Origin of the sequence: Nocardioides daphniae (genome assembly GCF_004777465.1) — a bacterium.
GTDB classification, from domain to species: Bacteria; Actinomycetota; Actinomycetes; order Propionibacteriales; family Nocardioidaceae; genus Nocardioides; species Nocardioides daphniae.
Genome location: NZ_CP038462.1, coordinates 2716003 through 2737178, shown reverse-complemented (window position 1 = coordinate 2737178; position 21176 = coordinate 2716003). Strand labels below are relative to the sequence as shown.

General features: G+C 70.9%; 15 protein-coding genes and 3 pseudogenes. 10 read left to right on the top strand and 8 right to left on the bottom strand.

Translation table 11 applies throughout. From position 1 onward, the window contains the following. Position 1: 1 nt before the first annotated feature. The 4 genes from E2C04_RS13420 (at position 2) to E2C04_RS13410 (ending at position 2921) form a co-directional block, all read left to right on the top strand. On the top strand, positions 2-1249 hold the full coding sequence (locus tag E2C04_RS13420; protein WP_135832974.1) for an MFS transporter: 1248 nt from the start codon (positions 2-4) through the stop codon (positions 1247-1249). A gap of 86 nt (positions 1250-1335) precedes the next feature. After that, positions 1336-2124 carry a tryptophan--tRNA ligase gene (gene trpS, locus E2C04_RS13415; RefSeq protein ID WP_477529290.1) on the top strand — a complete coding sequence of 263 codons (789 nt, stop codon included), beginning with the start codon at positions 1336-1338 and terminating at the stop codon, positions 2122-2124. Between the two features lie 53 nt (positions 2125-2177). Beyond that, positions 2178-2405 carry a hypothetical protein gene (locus tag E2C04_RS22385; protein ID WP_477529289.1) on the top strand — a complete coding sequence of 76 codons (228 nt, stop codon included), beginning with the start codon at positions 2178-2180 and terminating at the stop codon, positions 2403-2405. Between the two features lie 6 nt (positions 2406-2411). Then, a complete protein-coding gene (locus tag E2C04_RS13410; RefSeq protein WP_135832973.1) occupies positions 2412-2921 on the top strand; it encodes a 2'-5' RNA ligase family protein in 510 nt (169 codons plus the stop codon). 121 nt (positions 2922-3042) lie between these two features. On the opposite strand, the gene E2C04_RS13405 is transcribed toward E2C04_RS13410, so the two are convergent. The 3 genes and pseudogenes from E2C04_RS13405 to E2C04_RS13395 all read right to left on the bottom strand — a co-directional run bounded on the left by E2C04_RS13405 (position 3043) and on the right by E2C04_RS13395 (position 6559). Continuing rightward, on the bottom strand, positions 3043-3786 hold the full coding sequence (locus E2C04_RS13405; protein WP_135832972.1) for a succinate dehydrogenase/fumarate reductase iron-sulfur subunit: 744 nt from the start codon (positions 3784-3786) through the stop codon (positions 3043-3045). Positions 3787-3788: 2 nt separating this feature from the next. After that, a pseudogene (locus E2C04_RS13400) lies at positions 3789-5830 on the bottom strand (fumarate reductase/succinate dehydrogenase flavoprotein subunit). Between the two features lie 15 nt (positions 5831-5845). Continuing rightward, positions 5846-6559, bottom strand: a complete 714-nt coding sequence (locus E2C04_RS13395; RefSeq protein WP_268234036.1) for a succinate dehydrogenase cytochrome b subunit — start codon at positions 6557-6559, stop codon at positions 5846-5848. Between the two features lie 246 nt (positions 6560-6805). Between E2C04_RS13395 and E2C04_RS20130 the strand changes: the two genes are divergently transcribed. The 4 genes and pseudogenes from E2C04_RS20130 (at position 6806) to meaB (ending at position 11727) form a co-directional block, all read left to right on the top strand. Beyond that, positions 6806-7018, top strand: a complete 213-nt coding sequence (locus tag E2C04_RS20130; protein ID WP_238694296.1) for a hypothetical protein — start codon at positions 6806-6808, stop codon at positions 7016-7018. Next, complete coding sequence (locus tag E2C04_RS13390) at positions 6940-8541, top strand: methylmalonyl-CoA mutase family protein (protein ID WP_238694295.1); 1602 nt, start codon at positions 6940-6942, stop codon at positions 8539-8541. Before E2C04_RS20130 ends, E2C04_RS13390 begins: the two co-directional genes overlap by 79 nt. Continuing rightward, positions 8538-10696: pseudogene (scpA, locus tag E2C04_RS13385) on the top strand (methylmalonyl-CoA mutase). The gene E2C04_RS13390 and the pseudogene scpA overlap by 4 nt, the downstream one beginning before the upstream one ends. A 37-nt stretch (positions 10697-10733) precedes the next feature. Beyond that, positions 10734-11727, top strand: a pseudogene (meaB, locus tag E2C04_RS22120) (methylmalonyl Co-A mutase-associated GTPase MeaB). A gap of 174 nt (positions 11728-11901) precedes the next feature. Here meaB and E2C04_RS13375 read toward each other — a convergent pair. The 4 genes from E2C04_RS13375 to E2C04_RS13360 form a co-directional block, all read right to left on the bottom strand. Beyond that, positions 11902-12375 carry a hypothetical protein gene (locus E2C04_RS13375; RefSeq protein WP_135832970.1) on the bottom strand — a complete coding sequence of 158 codons (474 nt, stop codon included), beginning with the start codon at positions 12373-12375 and terminating at the stop codon, positions 11902-11904. Further along, positions 12372-12677, bottom strand: a complete 306-nt coding sequence (locus tag E2C04_RS13370; protein ID WP_135832969.1) for a hypothetical protein — start codon at positions 12675-12677, stop codon at positions 12372-12374. Before E2C04_RS13370 ends, E2C04_RS13375 begins: the two co-directional genes overlap by 4 nt. Before the next feature lie 49 nt (positions 12678-12726). Continuing rightward, positions 12727-15396 (bottom strand): alpha/beta hydrolase, encoded by a 2670-nt coding sequence (locus E2C04_RS13365; RefSeq protein ID WP_135832968.1) that lies wholly within the window; start codon positions 15394-15396, stop codon positions 12727-12729. Between the two features lie 103 nt (positions 15397-15499). Then, positions 15500-16015 carry a hypothetical protein gene (locus tag E2C04_RS13360; RefSeq protein ID WP_135832967.1) on the bottom strand — a complete coding sequence of 172 codons (516 nt, stop codon included), beginning with the start codon at positions 16013-16015 and terminating at the stop codon, positions 15500-15502. Between the two features lie 203 nt (positions 16016-16218). Between E2C04_RS13360 and E2C04_RS13355 the strand changes: the two genes are divergently transcribed. Together E2C04_RS13355 and E2C04_RS13350 are read left to right on the top strand one after the other, a co-directional pair. Further along, entirely contained in the window at positions 16219-16869 is a 651-nt protein-coding gene (locus E2C04_RS13355; RefSeq protein ID WP_135832966.1) for a ubiquitin family protein, read from the top strand. A 61-nt stretch (positions 16870-16930) separates the two neighbouring features. Further along, on the top strand, positions 16931-20590 hold the full coding sequence (locus E2C04_RS13350; protein ID WP_135832965.1) for an FtsK/SpoIIIE domain-containing protein: 3660 nt from the start codon (positions 16931-16933) through the stop codon (positions 20588-20590). 138 nt (positions 20591-20728) lie between these two features. Here E2C04_RS13350 and E2C04_RS13345 read toward each other — a convergent pair whose 3' ends face one another. After that, complete coding sequence (locus E2C04_RS13345) at positions 20729-21025, bottom strand: WXG100 family type VII secretion target (RefSeq protein WP_135832964.1); 297 nt, start codon at positions 21023-21025, stop codon at positions 20729-20731. Positions 21026-21176 lie beyond the last annotated feature (151 nt).

The following is a 21176-nucleotide window of genomic DNA, read 5'->3' as shown; positions in this document are numbered from 1 at the left end:
GATGACTGCCACCGACACCCCTTCCGCCGCCCGCGTCGACCCCACCGACACCGCCGAGAAGGGACCGCGGCAGCAGCGGCTCGGGGTGGTCCTGCTGGCGCTGGCCATGGGTGGCTTCGCGATCGGCACCACCGAGTTCGTCTCGATGGGGCTGCTTCCGCAGCTGGCTCGTGGCGTCGACGTCTCCGAGCCCTCGGCCGGCCACGCGATCTCCAGCTACGCCCTCGGCGTGGTGGTCGGTGCTCCGCTCATCGCCTTCTTCGGCTCCCACTGGCCTCGCCGTGCGACCCTGATCGGGTTGATGGCGCTCTTTGCCGTCGGCAACGTCGCCACCGCGTGGGTGACGTCGTACGAGTCACTCCTCGTCGCCCGCTTCGTCTCGGGCCTGCCGCACGGCGCCTACTTCGGCGTCGCCTCCCTGGTCGCAGCAGGCCTGGCGCGTCCCGGCCGGAAGGCGAAGGCGGTGGCCACGATCATGCTCGGTCTCTCGGTCGCCAACCTGGTCGGCGTCCCGGCCGCGACCTGGCTCGGCCAGAACCTCGGCTGGCGGGCCGCCTTCTGGGTGGTCGCCGCCCTGGCCCTGCTGACGCTGCTCCTGGTGCTCGCCTTCGTGCCGTCGGTGCCCGGTGACCACACGTCGTCCTGGCGCCGCGAGATGCGGGCCTTCCGGAACCCTCAGGTGCTGCTCACCCTGGCTGCCGGCTCGCTCGGCTTCGGCGGCATGTTCGCCGTCTACACCTACGTGGTGCCGACCATCGACAAGCTCGGTGGGCTGAGCGAGGGCGCGGCCCCGATCTTCCTCTTCGCCTTCGGCCTCGGCATGGTCGCCGGGACCTGGCTGGCCGGAGAGCTGGCCAGCTGGTCGCTCTTCGGCTCCCTCTTCATCGGCGGCGGCGGCCAGGGCCTGTTGCTGCTCGCCTTCGCGATGCTGGCGCACACCGGGTGGTGGGTGCTGCCGATCGTCTTCGGGATCACCGTCACCGGGTCGGTGCTGGTCGTCGGCCTGCAGATGCGCCTGATGGCCGTGGCGGGTGACGCCCAGACGCTGGGGGCGGCGATGAACCACGCCGCGCTCAACGTCGCCAACGCCCTGGGCGCCTGGCTGGGTGGACTGGTGATCGCCGCCGGCCTGGGCTACCGCGCGCCGGGCATCGTCGGCTTCGGGCTCGCCACGGTGGGTCTTGTCACGATCCTCGTGTCGTTCCTCCTCGAGCGTCGCACCGGCGCCGTCGGTCACGCTCCTGCCTGAGCCCCTGCCCGAGCCCCGGTACGAGCAGGCCCTGCGGACCGGCCGTCACGGACGCGGTTGGCGCGGGCACCCGACAGCCTGAGAGAATGGCTGACATGTCCAACCCGACCGCACCCCAGGTCAACGCCGACGCACCGGCAGCGGGCACCGCCCGACCCCGTGTGCTCTCCGGCATCCAGCCCACCGCCGACTCGTTCCACTTCGGCAACTACCTCGGTGCGCTGCGGCAGTGGGTGGGCCTCCAGGACAGTCACGAGCCCTTCTTCTTCATCGCCGACCTGCACGCGATCACCGTCGAGCAGGAGCCCAAGGTGCTGCGCGAGCGCACCCGTCGCGCGGCCGCCCAGCTGGTCGCGATGGGCATCGACCCGGCCCAGTCGGCGATCTTCGCCCAGTCGGCGGTGCCCGCCCACGCCCAGCTCGGCTGGGTGCTGCAGTGCATGACCGGCTTCGGTGAGGCCCGTCGCATGACGCAGTTCAAGGACAAGTCGGCCAAGCAGGGGGAGGGCTCGGCCAGCGTCGGCCTCTTCACCTACCCGATCCTGCAGGCCGCCGACATCCTGCTCTACCGGCCGCAGTACGTGCCGGTCGGTGAGGACCAGCGCCAGCACCTCGAGCTGACCCGCGACCTCGCGCAGCGCTTCAACAGCCGCTACAAGAAGACCTTCCGCCTGCCGGAGCCCTACATCCTGAAGGAGACGGCCAAGATCGTCGACCTGCAGGACCCCACGCGCAAGATGTCGAAGTCGGCGTCGTCGCCGTCCGGCATCATCGACCTGCTCGACGACCCGAAGGTCAGCGCCAAGAAGATCCGTTCGGCCGTGACCGACTCCGAGGCGGAGATCCGCTTCGACGCCGAGGACAAGCCCGCCTGAGCAACCTGCTGACCATCCACTCGGCCATCTCCGGCGAGTCGATCGACTCGCTCGTGGAGCGCTTCGCCGGCCACGGCTACGGCGACCTGAAGAAGGAGCTCGCCGAGGTCGTCGTCGACTTCGTGACCCCCTTCCGCGACACCACGCTCGCACTGCTCGAGGACCGCACCCACCTGGACCAGATCCTGGCCGACGGTGCCGCTCGCGCCAACGAGGTGGCGGAGAGGACCCTGCGCGACGTCTACGAGCGCGTGGGCTTCGCGATTCCGGCCGGCGGGTGAAGCGGCGTGCAGACGATCGGCGTCGCCATCGCGCTCCCGGAGCCGTGGGCGACCGACCTGCAGCAGTACCGCGTGGATCTCGGTGACGAGACCGCGTACAGCATCCCCACCCACATCACGCTGATCCCGCCGACCGAGGTCGGTGACGACCTCGGCGACGTGGTGGCTCACCTGGAGCAGGTCGCGGCCTCCCAGAGGCCCTTCCGGATCCACCTGCGCGGCACGGGCACCTTCCGCCCGGTCTCGCCCGTCGTCTTCGTGGCGGTGGCCGACGGCATCGCCGGGTGCGAGGAGCTCGCGGCCGGGGTGCGCACCGGCCCTCTCCAGGTCGAGCTGGAGTTCCCCTTCCACCCGCACGTCACGGTCGCCCACCACCTCGACGACGCCTCGCTCGACCGCGCCTACGACGAGCTCGCGAGCTTCGACTGCGCCTTCGAGGCCACGGAGTTCCACCTCTACCTGCACGACGACGGCAACGGTTGGGTGCCGACCAAGGCCTTCCAGCTCGTCGGCTGACGTTCGGCCCCGGTCTCGGCGCCCCTGCGCAGCGGGGCAGAGCGCTCCGCGCGTCCGCCCCCACGACGAAGGCCCGGCTCCCTTGCGGGAACCGGGCCTTCGTGGGTCTGCAGCGAGAAGGTCAGAGACCGTGCTTCATCGCGGTGCGCAGGTCCTTGTTGAGCTGCGAGATCACGTCGAGCGGGATCTCCTTGGGGCAGGCAGCGGTGCACTCGCCGATGTTGGTGCAGCCACCGAAGCCCTCGTGGTCGTGCTGGCCGACCATGTCCACCACGCGGGTCCAACGCTCCGGCTGGCCCTGCGGCAGCTCACCCAGGTGGGTGATCTTGGCGCCGAGGAAGAGCGAGGCCGAGCCGTTGGGGCATGCCGCGACGCAGGCGCCGCAGCCGATGCAGGTCGCCACGTTGAAGGCGCGCATGGCCTTGTCGCGGGGAGCCGGCACCGAGTTGGCCTCGGGGGCCGAACCCGTGTTGGCGGAGATGAAGCCGCCGGACTGGATGATGCGGTCGAAGGCCGAACGGTCCACGACCAGGTCCTTGATGACCGGGAAGGGGTCCGCGCGCCACGGCTCGATGGTGATCGTGTCGCCGTCCTTGAAGCTGCGCATGTGCAGCTGGCAGGTGGTGGTGACCTCCGGGCCGTGGGCCTGGCCGTTGATCATCAGCGAACACATGCCGCAGATGCCCTCACGGCAGTCCGAGTCGAACGCGACCGGGTCCTCGCCCTGCTCGTTGAGCTGCTCGTTGAGCTCGTCGAGCATCTCGAGGAAGCTCATGTCCGGCGAGATGTCCTTGACCTGGTAGGTCTTGATCGCACCAGCGGACGTGGCGTCCTTCTGGCGCCAGATCTTCAGAGTCAGATTCATGCTCACTTGTAGCTCCGCTGCTTCATCTCGATGGCCGTGTAGATCAGGTCTTCCTTGTGCAGGACCGGCAGGCCGTCCTCGCCGCCGAACTCCCAGGCCGCGACGTAGGCGAACTCCTCGTCGTGACGCAGAGCCTCGCCGTCCTCGGTCTGCGACTCGGCGCGGAAGTGACCACCGCACGACTCGCGACGGTTGAGGGCGTCGACGCACATGAGCTCACCGAGCTCGATGAAGTCGGCCACGCGGCCGGCCTTCTCGAGGCTCTGGTTGAGCGTGTCGGCGGTGCCGAGGACCTTCAGGTTGCTCCAGAACTCCTTCTTGAGGTTCTGGATCAGGCCGATGGCCTTCTTCAGGCCGGACTCGGTGCGCTCCATGCCGCAGTACTCCCACATGATCCGACCGAGCTCCTTGTGGAAGGAGTCGGCCGAGCGGGTGCCGCCGATGCTGAGGAACTTGTTGATGCGCTCCTCGGTCTCGGTGCGGGCGGCGACGACGTCGGGGTGCGACTCGTCGATCTTCTCGAACGGGCCGTCGGCGAGGTACTCGCGGATGGTGTTCGGGAGGACGAAGTAGCCGTCGGCGAGACCCTGCATGAGGGCGGAGGCACCGAGGCGGTTCGCGCCGTGGTCGGAGAAGTTGGCCTCGCCGGTGACGAAGAGGCCCTCGACGTTCGACTGCAGGTGGTAGTCGACCCAGAGGCCGCCCATCACGTAGTGGACGGCCGGGTAGATGCGCATCGGCGTCTCGTACGGGTTCTCGCCGGGATGCGGGCGTACATGTCGAAGAGGTTGTCGTACTTCTCCTTGACGCCGTCGAGGCCGAAGCGCTTGATGGCGTCCGCGAAGTCGAGGTACACGCCGCGGCGGACCCACTTCTCGTTGCCGTCCTCGTCGACCTCACGCACGGCCGGTCCGACGCCCTTGCCGGCGTCGCACTGGTACTTCGCGGCGCGCGAGGCGATGTCGCGGGGGACCAGGTTGCCGAAGGAGGGGTAGATCCGCTCCAGGTAGTAGTCGCGGTCCTCCTCGGGGATGTCGCGCGGGTCCTTCTCGGCGTCCTCGGGGTTCTTCGGGACCCAGATGCGACCGTCGTTGCGCAGCGACTCCGACATCAGGGTCAGCTTCGACTGGTGGTCGCCGGAGACCGGGATGCAGGTCGGGTGGATCTGCGTGTAGCAGGGGTTGGCCATGTAGGCGCCCTTGCGGTGCGCGCGCCACGCGGCGGTGACGTTCGAGCCCATCGCGTTGGTCGACAGGAAGAAGACGTTGCCGTAGCCGCCGGAGGCGAGGACGACGACGTCGGCCAGGTGCGTGGAGATCTCACCGGTGACGAGGTCGCGGGCGATGATGCCGCGGGCCTTGCCGTCGGCCACGATCAGCTCGAGCATCTCGTGGCGGGTGAACTGCTCGACCGTGCCGGCCGCGACCTGGCGCTCCATGGCCTGGTAGGCGCCGATCAGCAGCTGCTGACCCGTCTGGCCGCGGGCGTAGAACGTCCGCGAGACCTGCACGCCACCGAAGGAACGGTTGTCCAGGAGGCCGCCGTACTCACGGGCGAACGGAACACCCTGGGCGACGCACTGGTCGATGATGTTCGCGCTGACCTCGGCCAGGCGGTACACGTTGTTCTCGCGGGCGCGGTAGTCGCCACCCTTGACGGTGTCGTAGAAGAGACGGTGCGTGGAGTCGCCGTCCTCCTTGTAGTTCTTGGCCGCGTTGATGCCGCCCTGGGCAGCGATCGAGTGGGCACGGCGCGGGGAGTCCTGGTAGCAGAAGGACTTCACGTTGTAGCCGGCCTCGCCGAGCGTGGCGGCGGCGGCGCCACCGGCCAGGCCGGTGCCGACGATGATGATGTCGAGCTTGCGGCGGTTCGCCGGGTTGACCAGGCGGTTCTCGAACTTGCGGTTGGTCCAGCGGTCCTTGATGGGGCCGGTCGGGGCGACCGGGTCGACCAGGGGAGCGCCGAGGGTGTAGTAGCCGGCGGCGTCGTCAGAGACCTGCACCGGCGGCTGGTTGGTCTGGGTGGTTCCGTCCAGGAAAGCCATGGGGAGTCTCGGTCCTTACTTGGTGACGATGCCGAAGAGCACGGACAGCGGGACGAGCGCGAAGCCGCCCGCGATGACGATCGCGACGACCCAGCCGGCGCGCTTGGCGTTGGCACGCGAGCGGGCGCTGTTGGTCAGGCCGAGCGTCTGGGAGGCACTCCACACGCCGTGGTGCAGGTGCATGCCCAGCGCGAACATCGCCAGCAGGTAGATGACAGCCATCCACCACTCGCCGAAGGAGTCGACGAGGAGGTTGTACGGGTCGTTGGTCTCGCCACCGGTCGGGTTGACCTTGCCCACGGTGAAGTGGAGCAGGTGCCACACGACGAAGATGAAGATCGCCAGGCCGCCCCAGCGCATGGTGCGCGAGGAGAGCGAGGAGGCGATGTTCTTCTTCACCGAGTACTTGGACGAGCGCGCCTTGCGGGCGCGGGCCGTCAGGACCAGGGCCGACCACACGTGGGCGACCAGGGCAACGATGAGGGCGACGCGCACGATCCAGAGCAGTCCCTCGTAGGGGAGCATCGGGGCGCCGAACTCGCGCAGGTGGTGCGCGTACTCGTTGAACGCGTCGTGGCCTGCGAAGACCTTCAGGTTGCCGTACATGTGCAGGACCAGGTAGCCGAGGAAGACCAGGCCGCTGACTGCCATCGTGATTTTCAAGGCGATCGTCGAACGAGTCGACCTGGATCCCTTGACGAGAGTCCGGTTGGAAAGTTGGGTTGCCACGAGGTCCACCGTATCCCCCGGATGACGCACCTGTCGCAGCGGACCACCTCAGTGGACGTGTGACATACCCCCGGTTACCGCCGGGTCACCAGCATGCTTCGTACGCCGGTGGCTCCCGTCGCTGCTGGTCAACCGCGATTTGTGAGGAGGGGGGAGAGCGGTGCGGGAGGTCTGCGGATCGGCTCCTCGGGTCTGGCATCTGACCACGGCGAAGGTCGCCGCAGGGTGCCGCCTATTCTGCAAGGCATGACCAAACCGATCGACCAGATCGCGCTGACCTCTCCGGAGGACGCCGCGACTGCCGCCGACTGGGAGCGTGCGACGGCCGACGTGCTGCGCAAGTCCCGCCGGATGAGCGAGACCGACGCCGACGCCGACGTGTGGGAGAAGCTGGCCCGCACCACCCTCGACGGAATCTCCGTCGCCCCATCGGCGCGGCCACCGACCTCGAGGGCCTGACCACCACGGGTCGTCCCACGCGCGAGGGCGACTGGGACATCCGTGTCCACGTCGTCGGCCCGGACGCCAAGGCGGCCAACGAGGCCCTCCTCGTCGACCTGGAAAACGGCGCCACCTCGGTCTGGATCGAGCTGGGCGCGGGCCTCGAGGTGACGGACCTCGAGGACGTCCTCAAGGGCGTCTTCACCGACCTCGCCCCCGTCGTGCTCGACGCCCCGGGCCAGCGCCTCGACGCGGCGACCCAGCTGGTCGACCTGCTCGACGGCGTCACCCCGGCCCCCGGCACCAACCTCGGTGCCAGCCCCGCCCTGGGCGGTTCGTCGGCCGACGAGGTCGTCGCCGTCGCCCGTCTGGCCCTGGCCAAGGGCACCTACGGCGTCGTGGTCGACGCCTCCGCCCTGCACGACCTCGGTGCCTCCGACGCCCAGGAGCTCGGCTACGCCGTCGCCGTCGGCGTCGAGGTGCTGCGTACGCTCACCGACGCCGGCCTCTCGCTGGCCGAGGCGCTGTCGGTCGTCGAGTTCCGCTTCGCAGCCACCGACGAGCAGTTCCCGACCATCGCCAAGCTGCGTGCCGCCCGCCGCCTGTGGGCGCGCGTGGCCGAGCTCAGCGGCGCGACCGAGCCGGTGCAGATGCGCCAGCACGTGGTCACCAGCCGCCCGATGATGAGCAAGTACGACCCCTACGTGAACATGCTGCGCGGCACCGTCGCGGCCTTCGCCGCCGGCGTCGGCGGCGCCGAGGCGGTCACCGTGGTGCCGTTCGACGCGACCCTGGGCCTGCCCGACGCGTTCGGCCGCCGCATCGCCCGCAACACCTCCAGCCTGCTCGTCGCGGAGTCGCACCTGGGCAAGGTCACCGACCCTGCCGGTGGCGCGTACGCGGTGGAGAAGCTCACCGACGACCTGGCCGCCGCCGGCTGGGCCGAGCTGGGCCGCATCGAGGAGTCCGGTGGCGCCGCCGCCGCGCTCGCCGACGGCTCGCTCCAGTCCCGCGTCGACGCGGTGGTCGCTGCCCGCGAGGAGCGCATCGCCCGTCGCAAGCAGCCGATCACCGGCGTCAGCGAGTTCCCGAACCTCGCCGAGACGCTGCCGCCCCGCACCGCCCACCCGAGCGCCGACGCGGTCCGCCGCTACGGCGCGTCGTACGAGGCGCTGCGCGACGAGCCCGCCGCCGCGCCGGTCTTCCTGGCGACGATGGGCCCGATCGCGCACCACACCGCACGGGCGACCTTCGCCAGCAACCTGCTGGCCGCGGGTGGTGTCGGCGTCACCGTGGCCGGCCCGACCTCGGGTCCCGAGGAGCTCGCCTCCCGCCTCGACGGCGAGACGGTGGCCTGCCTGGCCGGCACCGACGCCGCGTACGAGGAGTGGGGCGCGGCGGCTGTCGAGGCCCTGCGTGCTGCCGGTGTGCAGCACGTCATCCTCGCCGGCAAGCCGGGCGACCTGGCCGTCGACGACTCCTGCGCGGTGGGCCTCGACGCCCTCGCGTTCCTCAACCGCACTCGGGAGGCGCTCGCATGAGCATTCCGTCCAACTTCTCCGGCCTGCCCCTCGCGGGCGGCGCGGCTGCCGCAGCTCCCTCGACCGGCCGTGAGCCGTGGACCAGCCCCGAGGGCATCGACGTCCTGGGCGTCTACGGCCCCGAGCACCTCGAGGGCCTCGACGGACTCGACACCTGGCCGGGCCTGAGCCCGTTCCTGCGTGGCCCCTACCCGACGATGTACACCACCCAGCCGTGGACCATCCGTCAGTACGCCGGCTTCTCCACCGCCGAGGAGTCCAACGCGTTCTACCGCCGCAACCTGGCTGCCGGCCAGAAGGGTCTCTCGGTCGCCTTCGACCTGGCCACCCACCGCGGCTACGACTCCGACCACCCGCGCGTGCGCGGTGACGTCGGCATGGCCGGCGTCGCGATCGACTCGATCTACGACACCCGCACCCTCTTCGACGGCATCCCGCTGGACCAGATGTCGGTCTCGATGACGATGAACGGCGCGGTGCTGCCCGTGCTGGCGCTCTACATCGCCGCGGCGGAGGAGCAGGGCGTCAAGCCCGAGCAGCTCGCCGGGACCATCCAGAACGACATCCTCAAGGAGTTCATGGTCCGCAACACCTACATCTACCCGCCGCAGCACTCGATGCGGATCATCTCCGACATCTTCGCCTTCACCAGCCAGAAGATGCCGCGCTTCAACTCGATCTCCATCTCGGGCTACCACATGCAGGAGGCCGGGGCGACCGCCGACCTCGAGCTCGCCTACACGCTGGCCGACGGTGTGGAGTACATCCGCGCCGGCCTCGACGCGGGCCTCGACATCGACAAGTTCGCGCCGCGCCTGAGCTTCTTCTGGGCCATCGGCATGAACTTCTTCATGGAGGTCGCCAAGATGCGCGCCGCCCGCGCCATCTGGGCGCGCCTGGTGCGCGAGTTCGACCCGAAGAACCCCAAGTCGCTGTCGCTGCGCACCCACTCGCAGACGTCGGGCTGGTCGCTCACCGCGCAGGACGTCTTCAACAACGTCGGCCGCACCGCGATCGAGGCGATGGCCGCGACCCAGGGTCACACCCAGTCGCTGCACACCAACGCCCTCGACGAGGCGATCGCGCTGCCGACCGACTTCTCGGCCCGCATCGCCCGCAACACCCAGCTGCTGCTGCAGCAGGAGTCGCGCACGACCGAGATCATCGACCCGTGGGCGGGCTCCTACTACGTGGAGAAGCTCACCCACGACCTCGCCACCAAGGCCTGGGCCCACATCGTGGAGGCGGAGAAGGCCGGCGGCATGGCGAAGGCCATCGAGCAGGGCATCCCGAAGATGCGCATCGAGGAGGCGGCCGCCCGCACCCAGGCGCGCATCGACTCCGGCGCCCAGCAGGTCATCGGCGTCAACACCTACCGCCTGGCCGACGAGGACCCGCTCGAGGTGCTCAAGGTCGACAACAACGAGGTCTACCGCGCCAGGTCGCCAAGCTGGAGCGGCTGCGCGCCGAGCGCAACCAGGTCGACGTCGACGCGGCTCTGCACGCCCTCACTCGCTCGGCCGAGCAGGGGGCTGCCGGTGGCGGCTCGCTCGACGGCAACCTGCTCGCGCTGGCCGTCGACGCCGCCCGGGCCAAGGCCACCGTCGGTGAGATCTCGGACGCGCTGGAGAAGGTCTACGGCCGCCACCAGGCCGTCATCCGTACGATCTCCGGTGTGTACCGCGACACCGCTGCCGATGCCGGCGACGCCAAGCTGACCGAGGTCCTCGCCGCGACCGCGGAGTTCGAGGAGGCCGAGGGCCGCCGTCCCCGCATCCTGGTGGCCAAGATGGGCCAGGACGGGCACGACCGTGGCCAGAAGGTCGTCGTCTCCGCCTTCGCCGACATGGGCTTCACCGTCGACGTCGGCCCGCTCTTCTCCACCCCGGAGGAGGTCGCGCAGCAGGCGATCGACGCCGACGTCCACATCGTGGGTGTCTCGTCGCTGGCCGCCGGTCACCTGACCCTGCTGCCCGCGCTGAAGCAGGCGCTGGCCGACCAGGGCCGCGAGGACATCATGGTCGTCATCGGCGGCGTCATCCCGCCCGACGACGTGCCGACGCTCAAGGAGATGGGGGCCGCCGCGGTCTTCCTCCCGGGCACCGTCATCGCCGACTCCGCCCTCGACCTGCTCGCCAAGCTGCGTACGGCCTGAGCCGTCCGCACCTGAGCAGCCGAGCCGGAGCACCTCGATGGCACTGGACCTCGACACCCTGTACGACGGCGTCACCGCCGGTGTGCGGGGCCAGGTCTCCCGAGCGATCACGCTCGTGGAGTCCCGGCGCCCCGACCACCGGGCGATGGCCCGTGACCTGCTGGCCCGGCTCGCCGAGAACGCCTCCGGCGAGCCGGCCGTGCGGGTGGGCATCTCCAGCGTGCCCGGGGTCGGCAAGTCCACGTTCATCGAGGGGCTCGGCACGCACCTGACGGCCCAGGGCTTCAAGGTCGGGGTGCTGGCGGTCGACCCCTCCAGCGTCCGGACCGGCGGCTCGGTGCTGGGCGACAAGACCCGCATGCCGCGGCTCTCGGTCGACCCCAACGCCTTCATCCGGCCTCGCCGTCGGCCGGCACCCTCGGTGGCGTCGCCGCCGCGACCTCGCAGGCGATGGGCGTGCTCGAGGGGGCCGGGTACGACGTGGTGCTGGTGGAGACCGTCGGCGTCGGCCAGTCGGAGATCACCGTCGCCGGCATGGTCGACACCTTCCTCTTCCTGACCCTGGCCCGCACCGGTGACCAGCTCCAGGAATCAAGAAGGGCATCCTCGAGATCGCCGACGTCATCGCGGTCAACAAGGCCGATGCCGAGGGTGGCGGGGAGTGGACCGGGCCGGCGAGGCCCGTGCTGCTGCCCGCGAGCTGGCCGGCGCGATGCGGATGGTGCGTGGACCCAAGGAGTGGCGCCCCCGGTGGTGACCTGCTCCGGCCTCACCGGCACCGTGTCGACGACGTCTGGGCCCGGATCTTGGCCCACCGCGAGCACTTGGGCGCCCGAGGGCCTGCTGACCAAGCGGGCCCAGCAGCAGCTCGACTTCACCTGGTCGCTCGTGCGCGAGACGCTCATCGAGCGGCTGCGCCACTCCGAGGCCGTCGCGGCGATCCGCGACGAGGTCGCGCAGGAGGTGCTCGCCGGACGGCTGAGCGCCCCGGCCGCCGCCGACCAGATCCTCGGGGCGTACGACGGGGCTGAGCCTCGAAAGTCAGGGCTCAGAGCGTGAGCTGCAGCCCGGCCTCGCCGAGCCCGGCCCACTCGTCGTTGCTGAACTCGTCGACCGGGGCGGCGTACTGGAGCGCGAGGACGTCGTCGCCGATGGAGCGGGCGACGAAGCGCGACCGGTATCGGATGCCGTCGGGAGTGCTGTACTCAGCTCCTGCTCACGAGCTCGACGGTGCCGCGGGTCGACTCGACGACGGCCGTGGCGTAGGTCGGGTCGGTGACGTCGCTCGCCTGCGACATCGAGGAGATCTGCGCGTGGTAGCTCTCCAGCCAGGCCTTGCCGCCCTCCTGGTCGCTCGTCTCCTCGACGTCGCCGGACCGGTTCACCTGGTAGGCGGTCACCAAGGCGTCGCTGCCGTCCTTCCTGATCTGGAGGACGCCCGGCGCGCTCTCCGCCGGCGTGCTCCACCCCGGGACGACGGGCATGGCCCAGGCCGGGCGCTCCCCGTCGGCCGACAGGTCCTGCGAGAGGGGGAGGTCGGCGCCCGCGTCAGCGGCCCCGGCCTTCCGCGACGGGGCGTCCAGACGGACGGACGAGCTGCTCGTGTCGTCGCTGCAGGCGCCCAGCGCCAGCAGGCCCGCGGACAGCAGCACGGCTGCACGGCGTACGCGGGTGGTCACCGCGAGTCACCCGACCCGGCGTCCATCGCGGTGAGGTCGACCTGCTGGGCGTGGGTGTTGCCGGCGATCAGGGCGGCGCAGTCGGCGTAGACGTCGAGCACGGCGCGCCACGACGCCTGGAAGTCCCGCGCCTCGTCGTCGATGAGGGCCGAGAGCTCGCCAGCCCCGTCGAGGACGTCCCCGAAGAGGCCCCGGAGGTCCTGTCGGGCGCCCTGGAGGCTCTGGCTCGTCCGGCGGAAGCGGCGGGTCACCTTGGGTTCGACCTCGTCGCCCATCCGGATGCCGGTGGTCGTCCTGCTCATACGTGCCTCCTCCGCCTCGTTGCGTACGCCGTCGCCTGCTCCTCACGGGTCACGGCCAGCTCCAGTTCTTGGGGTTGAGCGGACTGCGTCCTGCGGCCTCGGCGACGTCTTCGACCCCCTCGGCGACCGCGCGGCCCGCTCCCTCTGCGGCGCGGGTGGCGCCGTCCACCACCCGACGGCCGCCCTCCGCGACCGTGTGCGCCCCCGCCTCGACGAGGCCGGGCACGGCCCTGGACACCTCGGCGGTGAACCGGATGACGTTCACCCCCGTGTTCACCTTCTTGACCCATCTGGCCACGCGTCCGGCGCCCAGCGAGATGCCTGTGACGGCGGTGGTGGACAGGGCGGTCGTGGCACCGGCGGCGAAGAAGCCCGACATGCCTCCGGCGAGCTCGTTCACCTGGTCGGGCACCTCGAGGTGGAAGATCCTCACCCGACCATTGAGGCTGACGGCGACCGGGATCCGGAGGTCGTCGAGGCCGTCCTGGTCGGCGAACCAGTTGCGCACCGAGTCGCCGAGGTGGTCCCCCGCCTCCACGGTGAAGCCCGAGGCAACCAGGATCGCCCCCACCTCTTCGGGTGAGAGGTCCAGCCCCGCCTCGTTCGCGGCTTTGTAGACGAGTGCGGCCATCTCGCGAGCGTCGTCGGCGTCGAACGACTTCCCGTCCGCCTCCATGTGGTCCAGGAGTCGTGACTCCAGGACGGCGACGAACCTGGCGGTGTGCTCCGCCGGCACTTGCTGGTTGAGCAGGGCAACGGCTCGGCGCAGCTCGTCGTTGTAGCGGCCCCCCAGCCCGTCCTCCTCCAGCGGGTTGCCACCGGTGACGAGGTACTCGCCGTCCTTGTTGGGCCTGGTGTCCAGCCCCTTGAGCACCCCGGCCAGGTTGGCCAGCGAGTCCGAGGCGATCTCGGTGCCGTCGACGTCCTCGAGGTACTTGGTGTAGGAGGAGTGGCCCGTGACGTCCTCGCCCCCGAGCCAGTCGGTGTCGAGACGGATGATGCCCTCCATGTCGACGGGGTCGACGCCGTGGGCGGCGGTGACCGAGACGAAGTCACCGGGCGCCCGCATGGCGTAGATCTCCACGTCGTCGGGGATGCCGAGGTCCGCACGCGACCTGATGTCCTGGCCGAGCCCGGGGGAGCCGAAGAGGGCCACCCGGTCCGGGTGCATGCCCGCCTGGAGCGCCTTCGAGGTGACCAGCGTGCCGTAGCTGTGGGCCAGCACCACCGTCTCGGCGTCGGGGTTGCGCACCATCGTGCGCTGGAACCTGGCGAGCTCGACCCCGGCCTCCTCCGCCACCCGCTCGGGGAACATCTCCGCGAACTCGGGGGTGTCGTAGCCCAGCCACGCGATCGTCGCGCTCTCGGGCACCTCGCGGTTGAGGTTGCGCGCCTTCGACAGCGTGTTCTCGAAGTTGTCGATGCGGTTGGTGATGCCGGGCACGACGGTCCCGACGAACTGGGCCTCGTCGAGGTTGCCCATGACCACGGCCAGACGGCCGTCGTCGGTCGTCGTGGTGCCGTCGTACGTCGGTGGGGTGAAGACGAGGACCTGGTGCGGAGCCTGCCTGGATGTGCGGGTGACTGGGTCCCAGATCTCCTCCGGCTGGTTGAGCAGGCTCTCCAGCGTCTCGATCCGGTCCATCAGCCGCACGTAGTCCGCGTAGCCCGGGTCGCCCTCGGGGATCGGCTTGTCGTAGGCCTCGAGACGGGCCATCTCCGACTCGATGGCGTCAGCGACGTTGAGGCGGTTGGCTGCGTAGCGCGCCCGGTTGGGCATCCCCTCCAGGTTGCCGACGAACTGGGCGTCGTGGACCGCCAGCAGCGCCAGCGCCTCGTCGTCGAGCTCCTCCGCCCAGGTGTTGACCGCCTTGGCCCGGGTCTCGTCGTCGGCCCCCTCGAGGCCTGCGAGCGGGTCGTCGAGCTCGCGGCGCAGGGCGGCGGCGTATTGCGGGTCGTAGGAGGCGGGGGCGGGCAGGCCGTGCGCCTCCAGCGCCTCGTGCCACTCACGTACGCGGTGGTGCTCGCCGGTCAGCGGCAGCTTCTCGGCCAGCTGGTCGCGCGCCAGGTCGGTCCAGTGGCGGCGACGGAACTTGTTCTCGAAACCGCCGTTCGCCATCTTGCGCTCGATCTCCGAGGGCCGGACGAGCAACGAGTCGGAGAGGGTGCGGGCTGCCGCGCGGGTCTCCCGTCGCAGGTCCTCCTGGAGGTCGGCGAAGTCTGCCCTGATCGCCGCCTTGGCGCTCGCGAGCGTCGTCGCCGCGTCGTCGAGGGCGCCGTCGTGCGTGGTGCTCGCGGCGTCGTTGGCCTCCTTGGCGGCGGCCTCGTCCTTGTCGGACTCCGCGATCTTCCCCAGACGCCTCTCCAGAGCGTCACCGGCCCTCCTCACCGCGTCGTCGTGGTCACCGAGGGCCTGGTGCCAGCGACGGTTCAGGCTCGGCAGCTCGTCCAGCGCGTCGCGGTAGGCCCGGGCCAGGTGGCGCAGGGCGCGTGCGGCGTCCTTGAGCGGGAGGTCGGCGTCCTCCAGCTGGGTCCCGAGCGCCCGCATCTCGCGCTTGACCCGATCGGCCCCGGCACCGCGCCAGTCGTCGAGCTCGTCGGGCGTACGCACGACCTGCGGGGTGCGCTCCTCGAGCATGGCCAGCACCCGCCTGATGCGCTGGCGCGCGGCGTCCAGCTGGTCCGGGTGGACGTCCAGGGTGAAGGGACCGCGAGTCATCGCGCCGCCTCCGGGCCGTCCCCGCCGAGGCGTTCGTGGTGTGCGTCAGGTGCACGTGTCTCCCCCGATTCACGTGGTGGTGGCAGGTGGCTCCCCGAGCCGGTCAGCGCAGGTCGTCAGGGTTGTCGAGGCAGGCGGTCTGGCCGCGCACCATGACCGCGTCCTGGACGTGGAGGATGATCCGGCCGCCGAATCCGTCCCCCGCGAAGACGAGACCGTCGCCGGCAGGGGTGCGTTGGCGGCCCCTCACCTCCAGGCCCATCCGACGCAGCGTCGACTCGGCCTTGCTGAAGAGCTCCTCACCCTGCGGGACGCGGGGATCCGACGCGGGGGCCGACAGCCCACCCTCGAAGTCGAGGTGGACCTTGCTGTACTCGCTGCCGCCGGGACCACCGCAGGGGACCGCACGGTTGGTGCCGGCCTCGGTGAACTCGACCCCGGGGGCGATGCCCGCCATCAGCTCCCGGCTGGCCTTCTTCAGCGCAGCGAGGGCTTCGTCCGGCTTCATCTCGCTCGTGGCCACCTCGTTCTCCTTCCCCGTGGAGGTCTTCTCCGGCGTCGCGCACCCGGCGACGGAGACGAGCATGGCAGCGGCCACCGACAGTCGTAGCGCTCGCACGGTTTCCCCCTAGACAGATGCACCCGGCACCCGCCGGACCTCCCTCTCCTTCCCCCACCTTGGCGCTTTGACGCACGGGGCGCGGCGGGTGCGCGAGGAGTGAGACGGGGCCGACGGCGCCCCGGCGTTGTGGGATGGCTGCGGGGCCAGGGTGTCGGAGGGGGCAGGCATACTGACCGGCAACCGATTCGGGAGGGGACACGGTGAGGCTGAGCCTGACGCTGGTCGACGGCAGGAACGACCGCGCGATCGACGCGCTCGTCGACGGCGACCTGGCGGCCCCGGTGGCCGACCTGCTCCCGGCGCTGACGTCGTTGCTGGGGGAGCCGATGCACCCCGAGTTCGCCGCGCGCGTGCCGGTCTGGGTCGACGGTCGTCGGGTCGACTCCGCCACCCCCGCGGGAGAGGCGGGCGTACGCACGGGCGCGGTGCTCGCGCTCCACGAGGGCACCGACCGCATCGTGCGCGCAGTCCCGTCCGGCGTGGCCGAGCTCCGCGTGGTCTCCGGGCCCGGCGCCGGACGCGTGCACCGCGTCCCGCTCGGCAGCAGCGTCGTGGGCAATGGGGGGCCCGACTGGTCGCTGCCCGACCTCCGGCTGCCGCCCGACGCCCTGACCCTGGACGTCACCCCCGACGGGACCGTCACGGTCACGCCGGCCGAGGGCCTGACCACCGAGCTGGAGGACGAGGAGATCTCCGAGGCCACCGAGTGGCCCCTCGGCGCCTACCTCTTCGTCGGTGACACCGTCCTGGCCCGCACGGCTCTCGGTGAGTCGCTCGCCGAGGTCACCGCGAAGCCCGCCGAGGCGGTCGTCGACTACAACCGTCCGCCGAGGATCGCGCCGCCCCCGTGAGCGCACCTTCCACATGCCGGCGGAGCCCACGCCCCACCGGGGACGACCCTTCCCCTGGGTCATGGTGCTGGCGCCGGCGGTGATGGCGGTGCCGATGGCGATCGTGCTGGACAACATGCGCTACCTGCTCTTCGGCCTGATGTCGCCGCTGCTCGCGCTGGCCAACTTCTTCAGCGACAAGATCACCAACCGCAAGGAGCACGAGGAGCGCCTGCGCGAGTACGAGGAGAAGAAGGAGAACGTCCTCGAGCGCGTCGCCAAGGCTCGGCTGCTGGAACGGGAGGAGCGCCGGGTGGCGCTGCCCGACCCCGCCACGCTGATCTCCCAGGCGATCGGCCCGGGGGAGCGGTTGTGGGAACGCCGCCCCGACGACGTCGACCACCTCCGGCTCCGTGTCGGCCTCACCGCGATGCCCCCCGAGGTGACCATCGAGGAGGAGCGTCGCGACAAGTCCCTGGAGGCCCCGGAGGTCGAGCCCCTCGTCGGCGTCCCCACCTGGCTCGGGCTGGGTCAGCTCGGCGTGATCGGCATCGCCGGTGAGGCGGAGAGCGCGGTGCCGATGGCGCAGTGGCTGCTGGGTCAGGTCGCCCTGCTGCACAGCCCCAAGGACGTCCGGATCGTCGCCCTCAGCGACCCCGAGGGCCACACCGATTGGGAGTGGCTGCGCTGGCTGCCGCACCTGCGCGACGAGGCCGACGGCGTCGGCGTCGCGATCGGTGCGCGCCAGGAGTCGGTCGGTCGCCGGCTCAACGAGCTGCTCGCCCTGATCGAGGCCCGGGAGGCCGCCCGAGGCGGTGAGGGCCGCGTGGGTCAGGACCACGTCGTGCTGCTCGACGGGGCGCGCCGACTGCGTACGCTGCCTGCCGTCGTGGAGCTGCTGCGCCGGGGCCCGAAGGTGGGCGTGCGCGTGATCTGCCTCGACGAGCAGGTGCGCCAACTGCCGGCGGAGTGCAAGGCGATCCTGTCGCTGCACATGGGCCGGCTGACGATCCACGAGACCTCGGCCGAGGACACCACCGACGTCGTGCCCGACCTGGTCGAGCCCGGGTGGTGCGAGACCGTCGCCCGCTGCCTGGCCCCGTTGCGTGACACCACCCCCAGCGAGGAGTCGGCGGGCCTGCCGTCGTCCTCCCGGCTGCTGGAGGAGATCGACCTCGACCCGCCCACGCCCGAGGGCATCGCGCAGCGCTGGCGGGGGAGCCCGACCACCGACGTGGTCCTCGGCGCCGGGTACGACGGCCCCTTCCGCCTCGACCTGCGCCGCGACGGTCCGCACGCGCTGGTGGCCGGCACGACCGGCTCCGGCAAGTCCGAGCTGCTGCAGACCCTGGTGGCCTCCCTCGCGGTGGCCAACCGTCCCGACGACATGACCTTCGTCCTGGTCGACTACAAGGGCGGGTCGGCGTTCAAGGACTGCGCCAAGCTGCCCCACACCGTGGGCATGGTGACCGACCTCGACACCCACCTGGTCGGTCGCGCGCTGGTCTCCCTGGCGGCCGAGCTGCACCGCCGCGAGCACCTGCTCGCCGGCCCCGGTGCCAAGGACCTGGAGGACTACTGGGCGCTGCGCAAGAAGCAGCCCGACCTGCCCCCGATCCCGCGCCTGGTGCTGGTCATCGACGAGTTCGCCTCGATGGTGGCGGAGCTGCCGGACTTCATCACCGGCCTGGTCTCGATCGCCCAGCGAGGCCGCTCGCTCGGCATCCACCTGGTGCTGGCGACGCAGCGCCCCAGCGGCGTGGTCACCCCCGACATCAAGGCCAACACCAACCTCCGCATCTCGCTGCGGGTCACCGACCAGAACGACTCCAGCGACGTCATCGACGCCCCGGACGCGGCGCTGATCGGCAAGAACCAGCCCGGTCGTGCCTTCGTACGCACGGGCGCCTCCACCTTGATGCCGTTCCAGTCGGGGCGCGTCGGAGGCCGCAGCCCCGACCGGGGCCCGGTCGAGAAGGTCGCCGTCGAGGCGCTGGCCTGGCCGGTGCAGTGGGAGGAGCTGGGGCTCCCGCTCCCGCAGCGCCCGAAGATCCAGGGTGAGGAGACCGACGAGGCCGACACCGACCTCTCGGCGCTGGTCGAGGCGGTCAACGAGCTCAACGACGCCCTCGGCATCCCGCCCTCGCACCGGCCGTGGCTTGACGCCCTCCCGACCGCGATCACGCTGGCCGAGCTGCCCGAGGTGCCCGCGGTCGACGAGCACCTGCCCCCGCCGGCCGCGTGGGGCCTGGTCGACGTCCCGTCCGAGCAGGCGCAGCGTCCCGACGTCTTCCGGCTCGGACGCAGCGGCTCGCTCTACGTCATCGGTGGCCCGCGCAGCGGCCGCTCCACGGCCCTGCGTACGTTGGCCGGCGCCCTCGCCGACCGCGTCCCCGTCTCCGACCTCAACATCTACGGCCTCGACTGCGGCAACGGCGCTCTGCTCGGCCTGCAGGCGCTGGCCCACACCGGTGCCGTCGTCACCCGCTCCCAGACCAGCCGGGCCAGCCGGCTCCTCGACAAGATCACCGAGATCGTGGAGGAGCGCCAGACCACGATGGGCCGCGCCGGTGTCGCCGACCTGGCGGAGCTCCGCAGCAGCCTGCCGCCCGAGGAACGGCCGCCCTACGTCCTGCTCCTCCTCGACCGCTGGGACGGCTTCATGGCGACCCTCGGTGACGTCGACGGCGGCCGGATGGCCGAGCAGGTGCAGAACCTGCTCCGTGACGGACCCGCCGTCGGTGTCTACGCCGCGGTCTCCGGCGACCGGACCCTCACGTCGGGCCGGATGTCGTCGCTCGTCGAGGACAAGCTCGTGCTGCGCATGCCCGACCGCGGCGAGTACAGCAGCGTCGGGATCCAGACGAAGTACGTCCCCGACGAGATGCCGGACGGTCGTGCGCTGACCCCGGACCCGGTGCTCGAGCGCCAGGTCGCGCTGCTCTCCGACGACGTCTCAGGCGCCGGGCAGAACGCCGCGCTGCGTGAGATCGCCCAGCGGCACACCGAGCGTGACCGGGCAGCGAGTGCGGTGCAGCGGCCGTTCTCGCTCAAGGAGATGCCGACCCGCGCCGAGTGGGATGCCGAGGTCGACGAGCTGGTCCGCCTCGCCGGCGACCGCATCGCGCAGGGGTGGTTGCCCCTGGGCATCGGCGGCGACGACCTCGACCTGGTCGGGGTCGACCTCAGCGGTGCCCCGACGGCCGTGGTCGCCGGGCCGCCCAAGTCGGGCAAGACGACCGCGTTGCGCTTCGTGGTCGCTGCCGGCCGGGCCTCCGGGCTCGAGGTGAAGGCGGTCTGCGGGGCGCGCAACGCGCTCTCGGACGAGCTCGGCGACGCGGCCCTGGTCATCGACGGCTCCCAGGACGAGGACCAGATCGTCGACTGGGTGTCGACGCTGCCCGCGGGGGGAGTGCTCGTCATCGACGACAGCGACCTGCTGCGCAGCGGCGACGTCGACGACGCCCTGGACGAGGTGGTGGGCCGGGCGCGCGCCAAGGGATGGCGCATCGTCGCTGCGGGTGACACCTCCACCATGGGGTCCGGCTACAGCGGGTGGGTCGCCGACGCGCGCAAGTCGCGCCAGGGCCTGCTGCTCTCGCCCTCCGGTCCCTCCGACGGTGACATCTTCGACACCCGGCTGTCGCGCAGCCTGATGATGTCGAAGGTGCACCCGGGTCGTGGCCTCGTCCTGGACCCGTCCGGCGAGGTCACGGTCACCCAGGTGCCTGAGCGCCCCTGACGCCACCCGGACCTACGGGGGCGGAGGCCGCCGGCTCCGGACACACCACCTCCGGACACACCACCTCCTAACACACCACAGGGCGGCGTCCGAGTGGACGCCGCCCTGTGGTGGTGCTGGAGCTCTGTGCTCCGAGGATCAGGAGTAGTGCTGGTCGAAGTTCTCCGCGTCGTTCGCGTAGTTGTCGAGCCACTTGGCGAAGTCGGGACCGACCTCGAGGAGCTTGCGGAGGCCGTCGCTCCACTCGTTCCACTGCGTGTCGAACTTCTTCGACGCCTTGGGGGTGCTCCAGCCGCCGGCGCCAGCGCCGGTCAGGTCGGTCGCGGCCTTGTCGAGCGTCTTCTTGCTCGACTCCAGGTCGCTGACCATCTTGCGGATGGTGCTCGCGGTGGTACGGATCTCCTGCGGATCAATCCGGTGGTCTCCAGTGGCCATGATGGCTCCTTCGTCAGTGGTGTCGATGACGGTCCTACCGCGCCGGACGCTCCCCCCGCCCGTGCGGGCACGCGTGGTCCCCCCTACGTCGGTGCAACCACCCCTCACCTTGCCGCGTCGGCAGCCACTCCAAACATTGTCTTGCCCAGCG

Excerpts from the sequence above, each read along its gene's own strand:
- E2C04_RS13370 (WP_135832969.1), bottom strand. The coding sequence starts at position 12,677 with ATGAGCAGGACGACCACCGGCATCCGGATGGGCGACGAGGTCGAACCC.
- E2C04_RS13345 (WP_135832964.1), bottom strand. The coding sequence starts at position 21,025 with ATGGCCACTGGAGACCACCGGATTGATCCGCAGGAGATCCGTACCACC.
- E2C04_RS13365 (WP_135832968.1), bottom strand. The coding sequence starts at position 15,396 with ATGACTCGCGGTCCCTTCACCCTGGACGTCCACCCGGACCAGCTGGAC.
- E2C04_RS20130 (WP_238694296.1), top strand. The coding sequence starts at position 6,806 with ATGACCAAACCGATCGACCAGATCGCGCTGACCTCTCCGGAGGACGCC.
- E2C04_RS13350 (WP_135832965.1), top strand. The coding sequence starts at position 16,931 with ATGGTGCTGGCGCCGGCGGTGATGGCGGTGCCGATGGCGATCGTGCTG.
- E2C04_RS13420 (WP_135832974.1), top strand. The coding sequence starts at position 2 with ATGACTGCCACCGACACCCCTTCCGCCGCCCGCGTCGACCCCACCGAC.
- trpS (WP_477529290.1), top strand. The coding sequence starts at position 1,336 with ATGGCTGACATGTCCAACCCGACCGCACCCCAGGTCAACGCCGACGCA.
- E2C04_RS13405 (WP_135832972.1), bottom strand. The coding sequence starts at position 3,786 with ATGAATCTGACTCTGAAGATCTGGCGCCAGAAGGACGCCACGTCCGCT.